The sequence below is a fragment of the Streptomyces sp. NPDC021080 genome (genome assembly GCF_044333225.1).
GTDB lineage: Bacteria > Actinomycetota > Actinomycetes > Streptomycetales > Streptomycetaceae > Streptomyces.
Genome location: NZ_JBIRQM010000034.1, coordinates 31,204 through 51,714, shown reverse-complemented (window position 1 = coordinate 51,714; position 20,511 = coordinate 31,204). Strand labels below are relative to the sequence as shown.

Annotated in this window: 18 protein-coding genes and 1 riboswitch; of the genes, 11 read left to right on the top strand and 7 right to left on the bottom strand. The window is 67.2% G+C overall.

All coding sequences use genetic code 11. The features are described from left to right. Positions 1-254 precede the first annotated feature (254 nt). The 9 genes from ACH4S8_RS43475 (at position 255) to ACH4S8_RS43435 (ending at position 8,847) form a co-directional block, all read left to right on the top strand. Positions 255-674 carry a hypothetical protein gene (locus tag ACH4S8_RS43475; protein ID WP_398404594.1) on the top strand — a complete coding sequence of 140 codons (420 nt, stop codon included), beginning with the start codon at positions 255-257 and terminating at the stop codon, positions 672-674. Then, on the top strand, positions 671-1,492 hold the full coding sequence (locus tag ACH4S8_RS43470; protein ID WP_398404592.1) for a hypothetical protein: 822 nt from the start codon (positions 671-673) through the stop codon (positions 1,490-1,492). Before ACH4S8_RS43475 ends, ACH4S8_RS43470 begins: the two co-directional genes overlap by 4 nt. A gap of 669 nt (positions 1,493-2,161) precedes the next feature. Further along, positions 2,162-2,629 (top strand): DUF4231 domain-containing protein, encoded by a 468-nt coding sequence (locus ACH4S8_RS43465; protein ID WP_398404590.1) that lies wholly within the window; start codon positions 2,162-2,164, stop codon positions 2,627-2,629. Between the two features lie 1,059 nt (positions 2,630-3,688). Further along, on the top strand, positions 3,689-4,810 hold the full coding sequence (locus ACH4S8_RS43460) for an IS630 family transposase (RefSeq protein ID WP_398404588.1): 1,122 nt from the start codon (positions 3,689-3,691) through the stop codon (positions 4,808-4,810). A gap of 55 nt (positions 4,811-4,865) precedes the next feature. After that, the gene (locus tag ACH4S8_RS43455) at positions 4,866-5,435 is read left to right on the top strand and encodes a maleylpyruvate isomerase N-terminal domain-containing protein (RefSeq protein ID WP_398404586.1); all 570 of its coding nucleotides are present in this window, start codon (positions 4,866-4,868) and stop codon (positions 5,433-5,435) included. 348 nt (positions 5,436-5,783) lie between these two features. Further along, a complete protein-coding gene (locus ACH4S8_RS43450; RefSeq protein ID WP_398404584.1) occupies positions 5,784-7,331 on the top strand; it encodes a GAF domain-containing protein in 1,548 nt (515 codons plus the stop codon). A gap of 44 nt (positions 7,332-7,375) precedes the next feature. After that, complete coding sequence (locus ACH4S8_RS43445) at positions 7,376-7,981, top strand: PP2C family protein-serine/threonine phosphatase (RefSeq protein WP_398404582.1); 606 nt, start codon at positions 7,376-7,378, stop codon at positions 7,979-7,981. Positions 7,982-8,140: 159 nt separating this feature from the next. Beyond that, positions 8,141-8,419, top strand: a complete 279-nt coding sequence (locus tag ACH4S8_RS43440; RefSeq protein WP_398404580.1) for a tetratricopeptide repeat protein — start codon at positions 8,141-8,143, stop codon at positions 8,417-8,419. A 143-nt stretch (positions 8,420-8,562) separates the two neighbouring features. Next, positions 8,563-8,847: a hypothetical protein gene (locus ACH4S8_RS43435; RefSeq protein WP_398404578.1), complete on the top strand. Its 285-nt coding sequence runs from the start codon at positions 8,563-8,565 to the stop codon at positions 8,845-8,847. A 247-nt stretch (positions 8,848-9,094) separates the two neighbouring features. Here the strand turns inward: ACH4S8_RS43435 and ACH4S8_RS43430 are convergent, their stop codons facing one another. Together ACH4S8_RS43430 and ACH4S8_RS43425 are read right to left on the bottom strand one after the other, a co-directional pair. Beyond that, positions 9,095-9,721: a hypothetical protein gene (locus ACH4S8_RS43430; RefSeq protein WP_398404576.1), complete on the bottom strand. Its 627-nt coding sequence runs from the start codon at positions 9,719-9,721 to the stop codon at positions 9,095-9,097. A gap of 424 nt (positions 9,722-10,145) precedes the next feature. Continuing rightward, positions 10,146-10,565: a hypothetical protein gene (locus ACH4S8_RS43425; RefSeq protein WP_398404574.1), complete on the bottom strand. Its 420-nt coding sequence runs from the start codon at positions 10,563-10,565 to the stop codon at positions 10,146-10,148. A gap of 674 nt (positions 10,566-11,239) precedes the next feature. Here ACH4S8_RS43425 and ACH4S8_RS43420 point away from each other — a divergent pair. Next, positions 11,240-12,304: an IS110 family transposase gene (locus ACH4S8_RS43420; RefSeq protein WP_398404572.1), complete on the top strand. Its 1,065-nt coding sequence runs from the start codon at positions 11,240-11,242 to the stop codon at positions 12,302-12,304. A 414-nt stretch (positions 12,305-12,718) separates the two neighbouring features. Here the strand turns inward: ACH4S8_RS43420 and ACH4S8_RS43415 are convergent, their stop codons facing one another. Further along, a complete protein-coding gene (locus ACH4S8_RS43415; RefSeq protein WP_398404570.1) occupies positions 12,719-13,789 on the bottom strand; it encodes a beta-propeller fold lactonase family protein in 1,071 nt (356 codons plus the stop codon). A gap of 781 nt (positions 13,790-14,570) precedes the next feature. Further along, positions 14,571-15,140 (bottom strand): SUKH-4 family immunity protein, encoded by a 570-nt coding sequence (locus ACH4S8_RS43410; protein ID WP_398404568.1) that lies wholly within the window; start codon positions 15,138-15,140, stop codon positions 14,571-14,573. A 789-nt stretch (positions 15,141-15,929) separates the two neighbouring features. After that, a riboswitch (cobalamin riboswitch) is annotated at positions 15,930-16,106 on the top strand. Positions 16,107-16,160: 54 nt separating this feature from the next. Between ACH4S8_RS43410 and ACH4S8_RS43405 the strand changes: the two genes are divergently transcribed. Then, positions 16,161-16,535 (top strand): (2Fe-2S) ferredoxin domain-containing protein, encoded by a 375-nt coding sequence (locus ACH4S8_RS43405; RefSeq protein WP_398404566.1) that lies wholly within the window; start codon positions 16,161-16,163, stop codon positions 16,533-16,535. 226 nt (positions 16,536-16,761) lie between these two features. Here ACH4S8_RS43405 and ACH4S8_RS43400 read toward each other — a convergent pair whose 3' ends face one another. The 3 genes from ACH4S8_RS43400 to metE all read right to left on the bottom strand — a co-directional run bounded on the left by ACH4S8_RS43400 (position 16,762) and on the right by metE (position 20,488). Then, a complete protein-coding gene (locus ACH4S8_RS43400; RefSeq protein WP_398404564.1) occupies positions 16,762-17,196 on the bottom strand; it encodes a dihydropteroate synthase in 435 nt (144 codons plus the stop codon). Further along, a complete protein-coding gene (gene metF, locus ACH4S8_RS43395; protein ID WP_398404562.1) occupies positions 17,180-18,091 on the bottom strand; it encodes a methylenetetrahydrofolate reductase [NAD(P)H] in 912 nt (303 codons plus the stop codon). The genes ACH4S8_RS43400 and metF overlap by 17 nt, the downstream gene beginning before the upstream one ends. Positions 18,092-18,169: 78 nt before the next feature. Then, positions 18,170-20,488: a 5-methyltetrahydropteroyltriglutamate--homocysteine S-methyltransferase gene (metE, locus tag ACH4S8_RS43390; RefSeq protein ID WP_398404560.1), complete on the bottom strand. Its 2,319-nt coding sequence runs from the start codon at positions 20,486-20,488 to the stop codon at positions 18,170-18,172. Between the last annotated feature and the right edge of the window lie 23 nt (positions 20,489-20,511).

Genomic DNA, 20,511 nt, shown 5'->3' with positions numbered 1-20,511 from the left:
GCCGACTGACCCCCGTCGAATTCGAGACCGTCATGATCGCACCGGCCCTCCAGGCCGCGTGACCGAACCTGTCACCCGAACCTGCACCAGACCCTCCCTGTGATCGACCCGGGTGGGATGGCGCTGGCATGGGGCAGCGCTGAAGATCACCAGAGGGCCCACGGGGCTCTTATGCCAACTTCGCCCCGATCGACCCACCTGTCTGAAATTCTTAACTGAGCTATACGGCGCCATCGCCGAGGGGGGGAGCGGCCATGGAGTGGACGATGTCCATCACATACGGCGCACTGGGTGGCCTTGTCGTGGAGATCGTCGTCCTCTATGGCCGGATAGCGGCATGGCAGACGGCTCGGCATCGCGCCTTGGCAGGGAATAAGCGGCGGAAGCAACTTCCGCGGCTCGACAAATACGTCGATCCCCCGTCCGACATGCTGGCAGCCGTGACTCGTCTATCCCTCGGCGCCGCGGCCGGATGGATTTTCTCCCCACAAGTAACGGGAGCCTTGGCCACAGTCGCTGTGGGAGCCACGGCGCCAGCGTTGCTGCGCCAGTTAGGCAGCGCGCGCACCGTGCAGGCAGTGTTCGGGGGTGGATACTCCGGTCCCGAGCCGGTCGAGGCCTCGGCCGAGCACGTCGGTGTTCCGCCGGGCGGCGCGGAGGTGATCGAGCCGTGAGCAGGCTGGCACGACGGTACTGGGCGTCACTGACGGATACCAACGTCGAATCCGCAGAGTTGCTGATCGAGTATGGGCGGCAGCGGAACGCGACGCTGTGGCGAAGGTACGTGGCTTCCCTGCTTGACATGCCAGTGACTTGCGGAGTCACCACAGAGACGAAACAGACCGAGGGCCTGACACCAGCACCGACGTCAACGATCTTCTACGACATGGAGACAGTCGTCGACATCGGGACCGCTCCACCGAACCGCGGGAGTTGGTGGCGTGGTGCTGGCCTCGCATTTGTGACCCTGCTCGCATTGGCCGTAGGTTTCGGCGTTTCGCGTTTGCTGCCACCTGTTCCGGGGGTCGCGACACCTGCCACGTCGGTCGATGCTGTTTACCACAAGGTTAATGACCCGGCTGGCTACGTGATCAGCATCCCTCGAGGATGGGCACGCGAGGAGACGCAAGGGAAGCTACAACCCGTTGTCACCTATACGGCCCCGAACGGCCTGGACAGGTTGATGGTGTTCGAGGTCAAGGAGATTTCCGCGACGGAGTCCTCCGCACAGGCTCAGTCCATCGCAGAGGGACTCAAGGGCTACCACTACCTCGGCCGGCGGACCGGTGCCAACTGGACGGAGTTCAGCTACCGCTACGACAGCAAGCAGTACGGGGCTACTAGGACCATCGACCACCGTTTCCAGGCCGCCGACGGTACACCGTACGCGATCATCGTGTACTCACCGCCCGGCACGGACATGACGGAGCCGCTCACGAAGGCCGTGAACTCCCTCTGCCCGACGGGAGCGCCCTGCTCCGAACCGGGCTGATCAGCTTGGCGGATGCCTTGGTTCACAGGGACCAGATGCGAATCGGCTCACCCCCGTGGCTGTACAGCAGCGGAGTCCAGCAACGCCCGTGACCGGAGCCAACTGGCATCGACCCCAGACGCCCAAGTGACCGGCCCAGCAGACCCGACTAGCCCGCCCATAATTTGGGACGAAGACGTCCCCGTGCCACAGCCGTGCCACATCGTGCGGTCAACCACGGTCAACGACGGCTTGCTGCGGTCGAGATGCGCCGTTCGCTTGGACTGCCGCTACAGCCGGACTGACCTGGGCGCCTTCACTACCGACCACATCCGCCCTTACAAGGCTGTGCCTCCGGCTGGGGATCGGCCGGCACCGGGATGGACGGGGCGCCGTTTCGGGCCGCGGGTCCGTCGCGGTGTGCGTGGGGTGCCCCCATCCCGTACGCCGTCGACCCAGGCGGAGCCGAGCAGCCACGACCAATCCTCACAGTCGTTCATCCGGCAGGGCGCTCCACCTTGACGCCCTGAACCACGCCCGCTCCACGGTATGTGGGGCGACGGCAGACGGGGTGGGAGCCGGGGTGAGTGGTGGAGGAGGTGGGCTCGCAGACCTCAGCAAGAGACCGTTGACGAGATCGCAAGATCCCGACAGTCTGCATGCATTCACACGCGAATCATGGGTGGGGTCATGGAAGAACCAGAGAGCTTGACAGATCCGGAACAGTGGTTTCTGGGAAAAGTGGAGTCCGCCTTAGCGTGGGCTCGAAAGAAAGCCTTCCGTCGAGAACGTATCTACTATCGCTCGCGCATCTGCTCGCTTGCCTTCTCGACTGGCGTGGTTGTGGCTGCCGCAACGCCAATACCACGCTGGGGAATCGCTGCCTTGGGAGGTGTTAGCGCGATAATCGAGGGATCGCTGCAGGTGACGGGCTACCGCGAGCAGATGCTCTCGATAATGGATTTCAGATCACGCCTCGAAGTTGAGCTCACGCTATACCGTACTCACTCAGCACCGTACAATGATGAGGATGTGCGACTTGCTAAATTTGTCGAGCGCGTAGAGCGAATCTTTCGAGATAGTGATGAGAGTCAGGTTTCCATTCTTCAGCAGCCGATCAACGGCGGCGAAACCGGTAATAATACCCGCCTTATTTAATCTTGAGTGCCGTGCTGCTCCATGCCCAAACTGGGGATCCCTACCGGTGGAGAGTCCCGCCTGTAAAGACCGTCGCGGTGGGCTGACATCAGCGACTGACACCAACAAGCGCGAACCTCGACGGCCAACACCGGACCCTCACGACTGTTTATCCTGCGGCCGGCAGGGGAAAGCGAAGGCAATCGAGCCCTCGGAATCGACCTGATAAGGATGAGGCCACAGGTTTAAATCCTGTGCCCAGTGCGGCGCCTTCCCGACCTATGAACGACGCCCCGCCGACCCGCACCAGTACACTCCGACCACGCGAGCTACCTTCGGCCCAGGTCACGACAACTGTAGGGATCTAGTCATATGACTTGATCACGCTCATGATGGGCGGCATGCAGAATGATCAGGCGCGAGCAAAATCAGCAGGCCACAGCCGTCTAGGTAGGGCCTCGGTGTGCCTTTTTGCGCTGGGGTGCTTTCACGCGACGCTCTACCTCGCCGGAATGATCCTGGATGGGGACCCTTACGTCCCCATGCTTGAGTCCGCCGCTGCGCTGCTGGTCGCAAGCTGGACTGCCGGAGCCGTGCACCTTCGCCGGATCAGCAAGGGAGCCTGGTAGTGGCCATAGGCCCCTGAGCAGTACAGCAGGGGAGTACAAGCATCCACCCCGGCCAGGACCAACCGCATATACCCTCAACGGCCCGTCCGGGCTTCGCGTCAGCCTTCAGTAACCTCCGTGCCCATAGTTCGCATCGAGAGGGCTGAGGCTCAATCGACTGCATGATCAAGCTCACGGCGCATGCTACGACCGTGCCAGAACGCGTGGGAAGCACCGGGGACTAGCGGACACTGACGTGAGCAGAGAACGAGAACGGCCCCTAAAAAGCGCCCTTGCTGGTCAGGGGCCGATTCCCGCTAGGGCGGCGGCGTCAGGATTCGAACCTGGGAAGGCGAAGCCGGCAGATTTACAGACCGCGGGCGCTAGTGCTCTGACCGGCAAGGTTCGCCGGGTCGGTAGTCGGGGCGGTTGGATGTGCGGCAACGTCCGTTCTGACCGCTGGGAGGCGTGAGTGGCCGAGCCTGTGCGCGTGCGCAGACTGACCGATCAGGAAGGGCAGAAACTGCAACAGATCGTGCGGCGGGGCAGTACCAGTTCGGTGCGCTATCGCCGGGCGATGATGCTGCTGGTGTCCGCCGGCGGGAACCGCGTTCCGGTGATCGCCCAGTTGGTCCAGGCCGACGAGGACACCGTCCGGGACGTCATCCACCGGTTCAACGAGATCGGCCTGGCCTGCCTGGACCCTCGATGGGCGGGAGGCCGTCCCCGCCTGCTCAGCGATGACGACGAGGACTTCGTCATCCAGACGGCCATCACCCGCCCCACCAAGCTCGGCCAGCCCTTCACCCGCTGGTCGATCCGTAAACTCGCCGCCTACCTGCGCCGCGTGCGCGGACGCGTCATCCGCATCGGCCGAGAAGCTTTACGGTGCCTGCTCCGGCGCCGCGGCGTCACCTTCCAGCGCACCAAGACCTGGAAGGAATCACCCGACCCAGGCCGCGAGGCCAAGCTCGCCCGGATCGAGCAGGTGCTGGACCGCTTCCCGGACCGGGTCTTCGCCTTCGACGAGTTCGGCCCTCTCGGGATCAGGCCCACCGCAGGCTCCTGCTGGGCGAAGCAGGGCAAGCCCGACCGCCTGCCGGCGACCTACCACCGCACCCACGGCGTCACCTACTTCCACGGCTGTTACTCCGTCGGCGACGACCGGCTGTGGGGCGTCAACCGCCGCCGCAAAGGCACCGTCAACAGCCTCGCCGCCTTGAAGTCGATCCGCGAGGCCCGGCCCGACGGCGCCCCGATCTACATCATTCTGGACAATCTCTCCGCCCACACCGGCACGGACATCCGCCGCTGGGCGAAGAAGAACAAGGTCGAGCTGTGCTTCACCCCGACCTACGCCTCCTGGGCCAACCCGATCGAGGCGCACTTCAGCCCGCTGCGGCAGTTCACCCTCGCCAACTCCCACCACCGCAGCCACCCCGCGCAAACCCGGGCCCTGCACCGCTACCTGCGCTGGCGCAACGCCAACGCACGCCACCCCGACGTCCTCGCCGCCCAGCGCAAAGAACGCGCCCGCATCCGCAGCGAGAAGGGCATCCGCTGGGGCGGACGTGCCAGGTGCCTGGCAGCGTGATCGAACGACTACCGGCACAGCCCAGTCGCATAGCACGAACCGCAAGGAGCTCCGCATGGACCATCAGGACGTCGACGCCGCCGTGGCAGAGATGCTGCGGGTGCTCAGCCCCCATACCGCAAAGGACTGGACAGTGCCGGCGGGGCCGCTCGAATGGACCTGCTGGCAAACAGCAGCGCACATCGGCCATGACCTGCTGGCCTACGCAGGACAGTTGGCAGCACAGCCCGCCGACGCCTACCTTCCCTTCGACCTAAACATCCGCCCCACCGCCTCACCGGCTGAGGTGCTCCAAGCCGCCACCGCCTGCGGCAGGCTACTCAGCAGCGCGTTGGCCGCAGCCGACCCAACCTTGCGTGCCTGGCACTGGGGTCCGTGCGACCCCGAGGGGTTCGCAGCCATGGGCGTCGCCGAAACCCTGCTGCACACCCACGACATCACGCAAGGATTGTCCGTGAACTGGTTACCACCAGCATCGCTGAACGCAGCCGTACTCAAACGGCTCTTCCCCGCCGCCCCGCCCGGAGACCCCACCCAGGTACTTCTCTGGTGCACCGGCCGCAGGGACCTCGACGGCCTCCCTCGCCAAACCTCATGGCGGTGGGAAGCAGCACGATCGGACTGATCGAGCTGGCCCCGGCGAACCTTCCCGGTCAGAGCACTAGCTGCCCTGACCAGCATCTGCGCCTGGGCCAAAACCTAGCAACCCGCACCTGCCCAGCGAGAGGTAAATCCCCAAGCACCGCCGACTGGCAGCGGCGGCTGCCGGGGCAGCCCACAACCGTCGTACATGGCTCATGCTCGCGGCTCCCCACAGCTCAAGGCCTGAAGACGCCACCACGGCCGCCCCCGGATATGCGCAGGCCGCTGCCCACCTCGTCAACGGCCTCAGCTGCGCACTCCGGTCGACCTCCCGGCGTGCAACTCGCGCGCGGGGAAGGCACGCGGTGTTATGCAGAACTACGATTGAACAGTGACGGCGAGGCGCTCCCGGCGACGCGACCGGCATAAATGGTCGGCGGTTCGGCAGGAATCGTGGCCGGATGGCGGGGACGCGCTTGGTCTCAGCCCGAAGGACGCGTTCGAAGAGCTGGACAACAGCCTGCTGCAAGCCGTTCAAGGGGCTGCAGCAGCCGCAGGGGCGCTGTACGTCCTCGCACCGGACAAGCGGACGCTCTGTCTGCACGCGCAGACCGGACTGCCGACGGGTGCGGTGCCGCACCGTTCCCGGCTCATGCGGCCAAGCCCGATGCCGGTCACGGACGCGGTGAGGAACGGCTGTGCCGTTGAGCTGGACAGCTGGGAAGAGCTGGCCACCCGCTACCCACGGATAGCTCTCACCGCCCCACAATATTGCGCGGCGGCCGCCATACCGTTGATGGGCGACGAGACAGCCTGGGGCGCCATCCTGCTCTTCTGGGGAACCCAGGACCACAAACGCCTCGCGGCCGGGCAGCGTGACCGCCTGGAGGCGGCCGGCCGCCAACTCGGCCGGATCATAGACAAAGCTGCCGATGCCGACCTCACCTGGGCCGTCCGCCCGCGGCCCAGGAATCTCCAGCGCCCACCGCTTCATGCCCCCGCGCATGGCGAAGACCTGACCGCAGCAACCTTGGCCGAACGCTTGCCCGAGGGAGTCGTCTGCCTGGATCGTGACGACCGGATCACCTTCATGAGCCAGAAGGCGGCGAAGTTCCTGGACAGCAGTGCCTCAGAACTGCTGGGCACCACACTCTGGGCTGCCATGCCCTGGCTGCGGGAAGCTCATCTGGAGGATGAGGTCCGAGCCGCAACGGCGAGCCGGAAGCCGACCTCCCTGCTGGTGTGCCGCCCGCCCGACGCCCTGCTGCGCATCCAGCTCTACCCCGATGCCGGCAGTACCACCATGCGGGTCGAGCTCTGCGACGGGCTGCTGAGTACACCCAGCTCGCTGCCGGAGCCCGTGGAGATGTCGCCGCGCGCGGGCCGTATGCACCAGATGCTCTACCTGGCCACCGCCCTCGCCGAGGCACGCGGGACACGTGACATCGCCGACCAGGTCTGCTGCCAGATCGCGCCGGTCTTCGAGGCCGACTTCGTGGCCTTCTTCCTGGCCGAGGGGGAGCGCCTGCGGCTCATCGGCAGCACCGCGTTGGACCCGGACGTGTTCGGGGAATCCGACACCACCGCTCTGACTTCCACGGGCTTCAGCAGCCGGCTCATCACCCACGTCCTGCTGTCCACACAGCCGCACTTCCTCTCCTCGCTGGAAGAAGCACGCCGGATCGCGCCCGGTTTCACATCGTCATCAGGCAGCAACGCCTGGGCCGTCCTGCCGCTGCTCGCGTCCGGCACCGTCATCGGCTCCTGCGTGCTCGGGTACGAACACCCCAGAACGTTCCCCGGCGACGAGCGCGCCGCGCTGGTCTCCCTGGCCGGGCTGGTGGCGCACGCCCTCGACCGGGCCCGCCTGTACGACCTGGAGCACACCCTCGCACGCACCCTCCAGGAAAACCTGCTGCCGCCACGCTGCCGCACGTAGCCGACCTGGACCTCGCCGCCCGGTACCTACCGGCGACCCGCGGAATGGACGCAGGGGGCGACTTCTACGACGTACTCCTCCTCGACGACGGCACCGTCGGAGCCGTCATCGGCGACGTGCAAGGGCACAACGTCGCCGCCGCCGCTCTCATGGGCCAGGCCCGCACAGCGGTCCACGCCACCGCCGGCCCCCGGCCCGGCGAGGTCCTCGCCCGCACCAACAAGGTGATCACCGACCTTGACCCAGGGTTGTTCGTCAGCTGCGTCTACGCCCAAATCGACCTGCACGAGCAGCTGCTCTCGGTGGCCTCCGCGGGCCATCCTCCGCCGATCCTGCGGACACTCCCAGGACACGCAGAAGTGCTCGACGTGCCTCCGGGGCTGCTCCTGGGAATCGACGCGGCCGCCGACTACCCGGCGATCACCGTGCCCTTCCCGCCCGAATCCGTACTCGCCTTCTACACCGACGGACTCGTCGAAAAGCCCGGCATCGACATCGCCGAATCCACCGCCGCTCTGGCCGGCCACATCGCGGCCGCGGAATGCAGCGATGTGGACCACCTCGCCGACGCGGTCGTGCGACTCGCGTCCCCACAGACCGACGACATCGCCCTCCTCCTCATGCGCTCCAAGGGCCGGCCGATGCCGTGAACGGCAGGACGAGGCTCCTTGGTCCACGCCTGGTCCACATGCGCTGATCCACAACGGGGCATCGGCGGTACGAGCTGAGACAGGCACAAGAGAAACGGGGCGCCTCGAGACCGAGGCACCCCGTTCTGAGCAGCGCATTCGTTGACCTGAGCGGAGAGTGTGGGACTTGAACCCACGGTGCCACCACTGCCACGACGGTTTTCAAAATGTCCGTTCGCGGCAGTCAGCGACTCAGTAGGAGATCTAGACCGGGCCATTCCCCTGTACGAAACCACCCTCGCCCAACGTCAGCAGGTCCTGGGCCACACCCATCCATCCACCCTGATCAGCCGCAACAACCTCGCCAGCGCCCGCCGGGAAACCGAACCTGTACAGCACGGAAGTACAGCAACCTCAGCACCCGAGGCTGCACCTCAAAAACCGTCCACGGCTGATTGAGCAGCCCGAGAACCGTCAATGACCTTCCCGCCGAGAGTTCGGGACGAAGAGGTCATGCCGAGAGCCATAAGTTGGAGAACGTGTTGATCTCCGGCTGCGGTTGCACCAGGGGTATGGCTGGCTGAGGCAGCTAAGTTGAGACTGTGGAAGAAGTGGACGCGATCACCATCAGACTCACGCGCGATCAAGCGTTCGTACTGTCTGACTGGCTCTACCAGGTGATGTTCAAGTCCGATGACCTTGCGGGGATCATCCGTGACCGAGCCGTCTGGTCACCGGTCTATGCGATCTCGGGAACGTTGGACAAGACGCTGAGCGAGCTCTTCATGCCCGACTACGGCGCACGACTCGAAGCAGCTAAGGCTCGTCTCCGTGGCGACCTGTATGGCGGGGACAGCGAGTCGGAGTCGCCAGGCGAGAACGACTGAGGCAGGCGACCGAAGCCCCGCCCGCTGCCGCACCACTTGCGCACCGGATCGGGCGGGGAACCGCGGGGACTCACGGTATGGAGAGGTCGGTCCGAGGGTGCTTTGTTCTGGATGTTCGCCCAGGCCAGTAGGCGAATCGACCGCAAGTGCGCGCAGCTTCCCAGGCTGAGAGCGCGAGTTCGATTCTCGTCACCCGCCTCACGCAGAGACCGAGACCAGAGGCCCGGCAATTTCCTGGAGGGCTCCCTCAAGGGCGGGTGATCGGTTTGTCGAGCGGCATGAGGTTGTTGGCGCTGAGCAGGTCGCCGCTGACCGCAGAGCGGGCCGTTTTGCGTAGCTCTCCGATACCTGGGTCGGAGACGGACACGGTCAGGGTGTAGGCCGGCTGCCCTGTGATCGTATTCCTGGAGTCGATCGGTGCCAGAAGTTTCTTCATGACACTGGCGCCCTGGTAGCCGGGGCACAGGGCCTGTACCGGCAGAGAGACCTCAGCGCTTCCACCACCAACCGCGTCGATGGACATCGCGTTGTCGCGATTGGTGGCCGTGGGATGGTTCCAGGTGACCGGCAGCCCGTGCGCGCCGCCTACCAGTCCGTGCGGACCCTCGATCTCCACCGCGACTCCGTCCGTCCCTAGCGTCCGGGACAGGACCAGCGACTGTTTCCCGCGGGGTGCGAAGAGAAGCTGGATGGTGAAGTGACCCGGGCCGTCGGACATCTGCTGGTATCCGTAGGCGCCGAGGACGAGCTGCGGACCGACCTGCGGGGTGTCGGGGGACGGCGGTGAGGAGGCGTCTGCGGGCAGCGCGAAGTGGTGGAAGCCCTTGACTCCACACTCGTTGCCGTCGGAGAACCCGCCTCCACTCAGTGCCATGACACTCACGGAGCCTGATGAAGCGGGCTCTGCCGACACGAACAGCTTCTGCTGGTAGGCCAAGCCGAGGAGGACAACTGCAGCAACCACCGACAGAACTGCGTCCCGCACCCTGCGATTCATTGGCCCCCCTCCGGGACAGCGGGAGACTACTGGATCTCATCGACCGCGCAGGAAGTGGGGCACAGGGCCAGCCTTGCAGGTAGCGGTGGTGCCGCAGTCGGTCGAGTGCGCCAGCGCTGGGCCGTCCCTGGGCCGTCCGAGGGGGCCGAGGACGACCGGTGGCGACTGACCGTGACAGGTGGACCACCGAGATCAGCCGTAGAGCCGCAGGTCAAAGGCCCCCGCCGAACAGGTTTCCCCCGAGGGGTAGCCGTCAGGCAAGATGGGGTGTTTCTCGCCATTGATGGCGAAATTTACCGTCTTAGATCACGACGGGATCGTACGTGCCGTCATGGAACTTGAAGGTCTCCACCTCGGTGTCATGCACGTCGCGTATGTAGCCGCCGTAACCCCGCCCCGCGACGTGAGGAGCGATCAGCTGGAGCAGCGCGTCGAGGTGGAGCGTGAGGTCATCGACCCAGTAGATGCGTACGAACAGCTCCCACCCGCACTGCGTCCCCGATGACGTGAACTCCGGCACCGAACGGCGCAGGGACACGTTGTCGCCGCCGGGAAGCGGGCTCTGGCCCGGGAGGAGCAACGGGTACGGATGATCGTTTCGGTCCAGGTCTTCCGGATCTTCGTCGTCCATACCCATATGCCAACGCAGGGCCGCCAGAACCGAGGCCGGCGTGTCGTCGCGGAGGAAGGAGGAGAAGACGAGTTCATAGTGATCACTCATGGCGCGCATTGTGTCCGACCACACCGACATCGCCCTGTGGTCAGTGACAGGTCCCGTGCCAGACGCGTGCCAGATCGCACGGGGAACCGAGGGGAACACCGGGGAACCAGAGGACCCTTCACCAGGCATGAACGCCCTTCCGCCCCAGGTCAGTCCGTCACCAAGCCTGAGGTCACATCAGCTTCCCAAGCTGATGGCTTGAACCCCGTATGCTCCGCGCCATGTCGGACGAAGAACCGCTGTCCTGCCCACAGTGCGATGGTTGCCTCACGGTTGGCGCCATGGTTCTCAGCAAGCGCGAGGAGGACGGTCAGCGAGTCTGCCGCGTGGTCTCGGCATGCGACAGCCGGCACATCTGGTGGAGGTGGTCTGACGGGCTCTATGGCGGCCTGGAACCGTGCCCGTACCCAAAGCTCCTCACTGGCTGACATCCACGGGTGACTGTGAGGATGTAAATGGTGCCGTCCGAGGGGTCTGACCCTCCGTCTGACCGACGCTTGCTGTCCTGTTGATGATTTGTCGGCCGTTTCGGGCGGTGCCGCCCTGCACGCGGCCGGTCGGGCGTTTGTGACCTCATAGGAGCCCGGCCAAAGGTCCCATCACAGTCTTGTCCTCCCGCCCGACCGGCGCGTGCCATCCCCTCATGCACCGCACGGAAGGACAGCATCCTCAGCATGGCAGACGAGACAGCGGTGATCGGCGGCGTCGACACCCACACCGACTTCCATCAGGCCGCCGTGATCGATTCCATCGGCCGGCACCTTGCCACCCAGGCCTTTCCCACCACCCCCGACGGCTATCACCGGCTGCTGGGCTGGCTCTGCTCTTATGGAGAGGTGATCGCCGTCGGCGTCGAGGGAACCGGGGCCTACGGCAGCGAACTCGCCCGGTACCTGCAGGACAACCAGATCACCGTCATCGAGGTGGACCGCCCCGACCGCCGGGCCCGCAGGGCAGGCGGCAAGTCCGACCCCATCGACGCCTACGCCGCCGCAACCGCCGTCCTCACCGGCCGGGCCGGCGGGATCCCCAAGGCCCGCGACGGCATCGTGGAGGCCATACGCACCCTGCGCGTGGTCCGCCGCTCCGCCGTCAAGGCCCGCACCCAGATCATCAACCAGATCCGCAGCCTCATCATCACCGCGCCCGGCGAGGTCCGCGAACAGCTGCGCACCCTGCCTCCTGCCCAGCTGATCAAGCACCTGGCCCGCTCCCGCCCCGGCACGCGGACCAGCGAACCCGCCTGCGCAGCCAAGGTCGCCCTGCGGCGCCTCGCCCGCCGTCATCAATACCTGACCGCGGAGATCAACGATGCCGATGCCGAACTGCAGACACTGATGACCGAAGCAGCACCTGAGCTGGTCGCATTACCCGGCGTGGGGATCGAGACCGCCGCCCAGCTTCTGATCACCGCAGGTGACAACCCCGAACGGCTCACCTCGGAAGCGTCCTTCGCCCACCTGTGCGCAGCGGCACCGGTCCCGGCCAGCTCGGGCCGCACCAACAGACACCGCCTCAATCGCGGCGGCGACCGCCGGGCCAACCACGCACTCCACATGATCGCGCTGGTCCGCATGCGCCACGACCAACGCACCCAGGCATACGTAGCCCGCCGCACCGCCGAAGGCATGTCCAAGAAGGACATCCTGCGCTGCCTCAAACGCTTCATCGCCCGCGAGGTCTACAAGTACCTCACCTGCCAACACACCCCACCGAAGCCGCTCACCCCAACCGCTTGACGCCTATAGGAGCTTCATCAACGACGCCGGACAGGGGCGAACACCAGCGTCTCTGTCCGGCCGCCGCACCGGGCACCGACCTCAGCCAGAGCGGGCCTGGCTCGAACTCCTAAAGCGGGTGCCGAGGTTCGAATCCTGCCGGGAGCGCATCGGATAAGGCCCCGGGTCGATCACGTTCCGGGGACCTTGCCGTGCAGCGCGATGATTATCTGGGGTTGCCAAGAGAACGTGCAGGTCAGCGCGAGTTCGGCCGTTCAGGCAAGTGAGTCACGTAGCGCGGTCTGATCGGTGGTCCGATTGGGTGCGAAGGGTCGGCGGAGGCTTGGGCCGGCGGGCCGTGGTGTGGGGTTGCGTGGTCACGGGGTGCCCCGGCGTCGGTGGTCCGAGGGTGGGCGGCCGGCGCCGGGGCGTTCGTCATGCCGGTGTGCAGTTACCGGGGGCCAGGACGGTGGCCGTGGTTGGCCGGTCGTGGCCTGACTTTCCGTGACCCGGCTTGCCGTGGCCTGGGCAGGGCACGACCCCGATCGCCACCCCGAACGGGAGGTCGCCGACGGGGATGGTGGCCACGACGGTGTTGGTGGCGGTGTTGATCACGGACACCGTGTCGGCGTTGGCGTTGGTGACGTAGGCGCGGGTGCCGTTCGGCGACACCGCCACCTCTCGGGGTGCATCGCCGACAGGGATGGTGGCGCCGACCGTGTTCGTCGCCGTTTTGATCACGGACACCGTGTCGGCGTCGGCGTTGATGACGTAGGCGCGGGTGCCGTTCGGCGACACCGCCACCCCCTGGGGCGCATCGCCGACGGGGATGGTGGCGACGACCGTGTTCGTGTTCGTCTTGATCACGGACACCGTGTCGGCGTTGAAATTGGTGACGTAGGCGCGGGTACCGTTCGGCGACACCGCCACCCCGAACGGGAAGGCGCCGACGGGGATGGTGGCGACGACCGTGTTCGTCGCCGTTTTGATCACGGACACCGTGTTGGCGTCGGAATTGGTGACGTAGGCGCGGGTACCGTTCGGCGACACCGCCACCCCGATGGGAGCGTCACCGACGGGGATGGTGGCGACGACCGTGTTCGTGTTCGTCTTGATCACGGACACCGTGTCGGCGCTGAAGTTGGTGACGTAGGCGCGGGTGCCGTCCGGCGACACCGCCACCCCCAGGGGCTCAAGGCCGACGGGGACGGTGGCGACGACCGTGTCGGTCGCGGTGTTGATCACGGACACCGTGTCATCGGCGCGGTTGGTCACGTAGGCGCGGGTGCCGTTCGGCGACACCGCCACTTCCCACGGCGCAGCGCCGACGGGAACCGTGACCGCCACCGTGTTCGTCGCTCTGTTGATCACCGACACCGTGTTGGCGTTGAAGTTGGTGACGTAGGCGTAGGTGCCGGGCGGCACGGCCTGGGCGGGCTGCGGGGCCACCATGGGCAGGGCCAGGCCGGCCACTACGACGAGACCTGCCCCCAGCGCCCGCAGCAACCCATCCCACCACGAGCGACGCACTCGAAGATCAGGCGGCGCCGACGACGGGAGGGCCTCCTGCACGCCCACCCCCCTCACGGCTTGACAGCTAGTCACAGCAATCCTCTCGACCGGACTGACAGAATGTGACGCATTATGACAGTTCGTCATATTCGGTACGGTGGAGACGCGCGACCGCCCCGGCCATGGGCCATGGCGGTCGCCTGGACGTTCGTGCGCCTCACCGAGACCGCACCCGGTCGGGTGCCGCGACCGAACCGGAGGATCCGGGGCACGGAGGCAAGCGGCGACTACCTGACAACACTGACACACCGGCAGCGAACACGAACGTTGGCAGATGGTCGGTGAAGGTAGCGGGTGCCTCGCCGAGGCGCCCGTGTCGGTCAAGCTGCCGCGAGACGAAGAGGTCATCGTGCAAGGCGCCACCCATGTGCATTTATCGTCGAGGCTTGAGCCGGTCGACCGCCGGATAGCCTGGCTCAGGCTGGCAGCGGTACGGGGAGGCACACAGTCGACCGACCCACCATCGCGGCTGACTGCCGTCGGCTGAGACTCAGACGCTCCATCGCACAGCTTCGCCAAGGGACGTCCGAGGCGAAGAGACCGTGCCATTCGCGTGCCAGATCCCGCGGGGAACCACGGGGAACAGCGGGGACTGACCCCAGAGACGACCCGGGCTCCAGCACCACTCCGCCGCAGATCAGCGCAGCAACCGCCGCCAGGAAACCTCAGCTTCCCAAGCTGAGGTGAGGCGTGCCGCCCTCAGGCTTGGTCCCCGTCACCACAGCCAGCGGCCCAGGAACTCGGCCCAGATGTATCCCTGGTACCCCGCGAACGCCGGGGGGTCGCATTCCTCCAGTTCGGCCGCCAGTTCTTCCAATTCGGCCAGGACGGCGTCTTCCTCATGGTCGTCGGCGTTGAGGAGCAGGTCGCAGGTGTCGACCCGCAGCCCGTAGTGGTGCAGGCACTGCACCCAGAGGACGACGGAGGAGTTGGCGAACCACGGCTCGCCGTCCGGTTGAACGTAGTAGACGGTTCCGGTATCCGGCTCTATGGCCCACGAGGATGTCAGGGCACCGTCCGGGAGGTCCGAGAGCTGCCTCTCCGCCACGAGGTAGAGCATTCGTCCATCAGTGGTCGGCAGTGACGGCTGGAAGCTTTCCTGGAAACACACTCGGGTGAGCGGTGTGTCCTCTGTATGGGGAATGCCGACCTCCATGAGGACCGCCTTGTCCGCGTCCGGTATCCGCCAGTCGCCCACGGCAGACCGCTTGGCCCGGGTCACTCCCTGCCCGCCAGCCCAGTCGACGAGATCTTCGTAGGTCAGGCCCTCATAGAAAAGCGCCACGATTACCTCCGAGCTCGCACGCTACCCCGAAGCCCTCGCACCCGGTCCAAGAGCCCACCAACACAGTTGGAGAGCAGTGCCTGCTCCCGCGGCACTGGCGTACTGGGTGCGCGGCCGGCGCCGGCAGGTCTCTCCTTGGCCATCGACGAAGCCCGACCGTTGGTTAGGTCCCGGGTCGTACCCGGGCCGCCCCCATACAAAGCCGGGGATGCAGCTGCTCTACAGAGCTGGACACCTCGGAAGCCGGCCGCGTGTCTGAGACCCTAATCATGAGCACTGACAAGAGGCCCCACGAGCGTTACCTCTGCCTGTGTGAGGCTCGCACCACAACCGCACCAGATCGAGTGGGGAACAGCGGGGAATCACGATGAAAGCAGCCAAGCCCCGACGAGAGCGCGCCCCGGCTGTTCACCCAGGCCGGCGAACGAATCGGTTGCAAATGCCCGCAGCTTCCCAAGCTGATGGCTGGCAGGCGTCGTCGTCCCGGATCGGCCGTCGAGGCATGCACTGGTGGACGAGCGATGGCGTGGCTGAGCCTGGTGGGGGTGCAGCGAGGCACACGCGTGCGTGATCGGTTGGCAATCCCGCCGTCGTGGCTGACTTTCTTCGGCTGAAGAAGGAGTGGTTCCCGTCCGCGTACGGCGACAGCGCCGCGAGGATCTTCGGGTTGGCCTCGGTCTCGTCGGAGCCTTCCGTTGGGCCTGAGGTGTTGATCGCGCGCACTCGGAACGCCGGCCCGCGTATCCGGTTCCCCGTGACCGAGCGCACGAACTGACCGCGCGGCGGGCTTGATAGCCTCGTCGGGCCAGTCGAGCCACATCCGAGGCCAGGGAATCCGGTGCGAATCCGGAACTGACGCGCAGCGGTGAGGGGGACGGGCGGGGCACGACGCCACTGGGAGACCGGGAAGGCGCCCCGGCCGGACGAACCCGAGTCCGAAGACCTGCTGGCACCGCCGCGCCGCCGGCGCGGCGGACGTCCGTAGGCCAGGCTCCGCGTACGAGCCCCGACCCCCGAGGCATGCCCGTGCTCCGTACCCCGAACACCCCCGCCACACCGGCGCCGTGCCGCGTCGTCGTCTGCCGGGACTGCTGCTGCGGAACCCCGAAGGTGACCGGAGTCGATCACGAACGTCAGACCGAGCGGCTCGCGGAGGACGCCCCCGTACGCGTCTCGGACTGCCTCGGCGTGTGCGAACACGCCAATGTGATCGTCGTCCAGCCCTCGGCCGCCGCGCGGGCCGCCGGCGCCCGTCCGGTCTGGCTCGGACTCGTCAACGACCCCGACGCGACCGAGGACATCGTCGCCTGGGTGCGCGCCGGCGGTCCGGGGATCGCTCCCTGCCCCGACATTCTCGGTCTGTATGTGTTCACGCCGCCTCGCAAGACGCGGTGAACGAGCGCACCCGGTGGGGGCGTTCAGTGAGGGAAGGCGCGCCTGGTGCCCCTTGCCGGGGCAGGTGCTCGCGGAACTCCGCTGTGCCGAGCCGGGATTGAGTCGACGGACGTCACTCGAGCAGGCGGGGTCCGGCGCATGCCTGTCTCCCGCCTGGTCACCAACCGCTCGGCTCCGCCGATCCAGGGCCTCGAACACGGTGAGCGTGTCCCGGAGGACCATGACGTCATACGGGGTCCACGACCACAAGTCGGCAGGCCGTACCGGCGAGTTCCTCGTAACGGGTGGGATCGTCGAACCTCTGGATGTCGTCGAGATACGCGGCGCCCCGGGCGGTGGTGAACCGCTGCGTCGCGGGCCGACAGGAGTCGACGGACACCGGAACGCCCTCGGCGACCAGCTCGTCGATGACATCGGCCGGCCGTCTCATCTCCTCGTCCGGGGGCACCTGTCGTGACCCCGGACGACTCGTGGCAAGACCGAGTTCGATGGCGTCGGCGCCCTCCGCGCACAGCTTGCGCGCGTGCGCCACCGCCGCGTGCGCGGTCAGGAACCGGTTCCCGTCCGAGAACGAGGCCGCGGTGATGTCGACGATGCCGACCGGCGCGGGACGACGGATTCCCGCGGGAACGGTGTTCGAAGGCTCAGGCCTGGAGCCCAAGGCTCTGATAGATCTCTGTCGTCACCGTCGAGTGATTCATGGTCATGAAGTGCAGTCCCGGAGCGCCTTCGGCGAGCAGGCGGCGGGACATCGCGGTGGCGTGATCGATTCCGAGTGCTCGGACGGCTCTCGGGTCTTCCTGCGCGTCGAGCATGCTCTCGGCCAGCCGGGCCGGGAAGGCGGCGGTGGAGAGCGTGGGGATACGCCGGAGCGAGCGGATGGTGGTGACCGGCATGATCTCGGGGATGATCGGTGTCTCGCAGCCGGCCGCGGCCACCAGGTCCCGGAAGCGCAGGTAGTCCTCGACGTCGAAGAACATCTGGGTGATGGCGAAATCGGCTCCGGCCCGGCACTTGGCGACGAAGTGGCGGATGTCGTCGTCCCGGTCACGGGAACGGGGATGCAGCTCGGGGAAAGCGGCGACGCCGACGCAGAAGTTCCCGGATTCCCTGATCAGACCGACCAGGTCCGCCGCGTACCGGACCCCCTGCGGATGCATGGTCCAGGAGCCGAGCGGGTCTCCCGGCGGGTCTCCGCGCAGGGCAAGAACATTGCGTACGCCCTGGTCGGCGTAGTGGCCGAGGATGTTGCGCAGTTCGGCAGTGCTGTGGCCGACCGCGGTGAGGTGGGCGACCGGGGTGAGTGTGGTCTCCTGCGCGATCCGGCCCGTGACGTCGACCGTCCGGCCCCTCGTCGAACCGCCCGCCCCGTACGTCACCGAGACGAACGTCGGCGACAGGGCCTCCAGTCGGCGGATCGCCGTCCAGAGCCCCGCCTCGGCCTGCGCGGTGCGCGGCGGCATGAATTCGAAGGAGAAGGAGCGGCCTCCTCGTGCCAGCAGGTCGCGAATGGACACTGCGCTGTCGTGCCGTGTGCTCGGGATACCGAGAGCCATGTGCGGGTGCTTCCTCCGATGCCGGGGCGCCGGGGGAGGACGGCGGCCGCGTCCTCCCCCGGGCGATGGGACCTGCTGTCAGGACGCGGAGAGTTCTTCACGGACCGTGCGCGCGGCGGCGACCAGGTTCTCCAGCGAGGCACGGGTCTCGGACCAGGCGCGGGTCTTCAGGCCGCAGTCGGGGTTGACCCACAGGCGTTCGGCGGGGATGGCCTTGAGCCCGGCCCGCAGGAGGCCGGCGGCCTCCTCGGCGCTCGGGACGCGCGGGGAGTGGATGTCGTACACGCCGGGACCGGCCTCGCGCGGGTAGCCGTGGGCGGCGAGTTCGCGGGCGACCTGCATGTGGGAGCGGGCGGCTTCCAGGCTGATGACGTCGGCGTCGAGGTCGTCGATGGCCTGGACGATGTCGCCGAACTCGGCGTAGCACATGTGCGTGTGGATCTGGGTGTCCGGCCGCACTCCGGCCGTGGCGAGCCGGAACGCCTCGGTCGCCCATGCCAGGTACGCCGGGCGGTCGGCTGCCCGAAGAGGAAGCGTCTCGCGCAGTGCGGGCTCGTCCACCTGGATCACCGAAGTGCCCGCCGCCTCCAGGTCGTCTACCTCGTCGCGCAGGGCGAGGGCGACCTGTCGGGCGGTGTCGCCGAGGGGCTGGTCGTCGCGGACGAAGGACCAGGCGAGCATGGTGACGGGGCCGGTGAGCATCCCCTTGACCGGGCGGTCGCTCAGCGACTGGGCGTAGGACGTCCAGCGCACGGTCATCGGCTCGGGCCGGGAGATGTCGCCGGCGAGGATCGGCGGACGGACGTACCGCGTGCCGTAGGACTGCACCCAGCCGTGCTGCGTGGCGAGGTAGCCGGTGAGCCGCTCGGCGAAGTACTGGACCATGTCGTTGCGTTCGGGCTCGCCGTGCACCAGGACGTCCAGGCCGGCCTTCTCCTGGAAGGAGACGACCTCCTGGATCTCCGCCTTGATGCGCTCCTCGTACCCGGCCGTGTCGATGCGGCCGGCGCGCAGGTCGGCGCGGGCGGTGCGCAGTTCGGTGGTCTGCGGGAAGGAGCCGATGGTCGTGGTCGGCAGCAGCGGCAGCCCGAGGTGGGCGCGTTGGGCCGCGGTGCGTTCGGCGTAGGGCTGGGCGCGGCGGGCGTCGGCGTCGGTCACGGCCTCGGCGCGGGCTCGCACGGCCGGATCGCGCGTGATCGGCGAGCCCGCGCGGGAGGCGAGTTCGGCGCGGTTGACGGCGAGTTCGGCGGTGATGGCGTCGGTGCCGAGGTCGAGGCCCTTGGCGAGGGTGGTGATCTCGGCGGTCTTCTGCCGGGCGAAGGCCAGCCAGCGCAGGATCTGCGGTTCGATGTCCCGCTCGGCGGCGGCGTCCAGCGGCACGTGCAGCAGGGAGCAGGAGGCGGCGACATCGACCCGGTCCGCGAGCCCGAGGAGAGTGCCGAGGGTGGACAGCGACTTCTGAAGGTCGTTGATCCAGATGTTGCGGCCGTTGACCACGCCGGCGATCAGACGCTTGCCGGGCAGCCCGCCGACGGCGGCCAAGGCGTCCAGGTTGGAGGCGGCGGCCTCGGTGAAGTCCAGCGCCAGCCCGTCCACCGGCGCCTTGGCCAGCACCGGCAGGGCGTCGCCGAGGCGGTCGAAGTAGGACGCGACGAGCAGCTTCGGCCGGTCGGCGAGACCGCCGAGCTCGTGGTAGGCGCGCTCGGCGGCGTTCAGCTCGGCCGGGGTGCGATCCTGCACGAGGGCGGGCTCGTCCAGCTGCACCCACTCGGCGCCGGCCGCGCGCAGGTCGGCGAGAACCTCGGCGTACACGGGAAGCAGCCGGTCCAGGAGCGTCAACGGCTCGAAGTCCGCGGGCACGCCGGGGGCGGGCTTGGCGAGCAGGAGATAGGTGACGGGGCCGACCAGTACGGGACGGGCGGTCAGTCCCAGGGCGAGGGCTTCCGTCAGCTCGGCGACCTGCTTGGTGGAGTCCGTGGCGAAGACGGTGTCAGGTCCCAACTCCGGTACCAGATAGTGGTAGTTGGTGTCGAACCACTTGGTCATCTCCAGCGGAGCGACGTCCTGGGTACCGCGGGCCATCGCGAAGTAGCCGTCCAGGGCGTCCGCCTCGACGGCGGCGCGGTGGCGTTCCGGGATCGCGCCCACCATGACGGTGGTGTCGAGGACGTGGTCGTAGTACGAGAAGTCGCCGGTGGGCACCTCGTGGACGCCGACGTCGGCGAGCTGCCGCCAGTTGCTCCGCCGGAGCTCGGCGGCGGTGTCCCGGAGGGCGTCGGCGGTGACGCGGTCCTTCCAGTAGCCCTCGATCGCCTTCTTGAGTTCCCGGTTCGGGCCCTGGCGGGGGTAGCCGTACACGGTGGCTCGTGCTGCCGCGGCTGCGGACTTGGTGGTCACGGAGATCTCCTTCGCGAGATGAA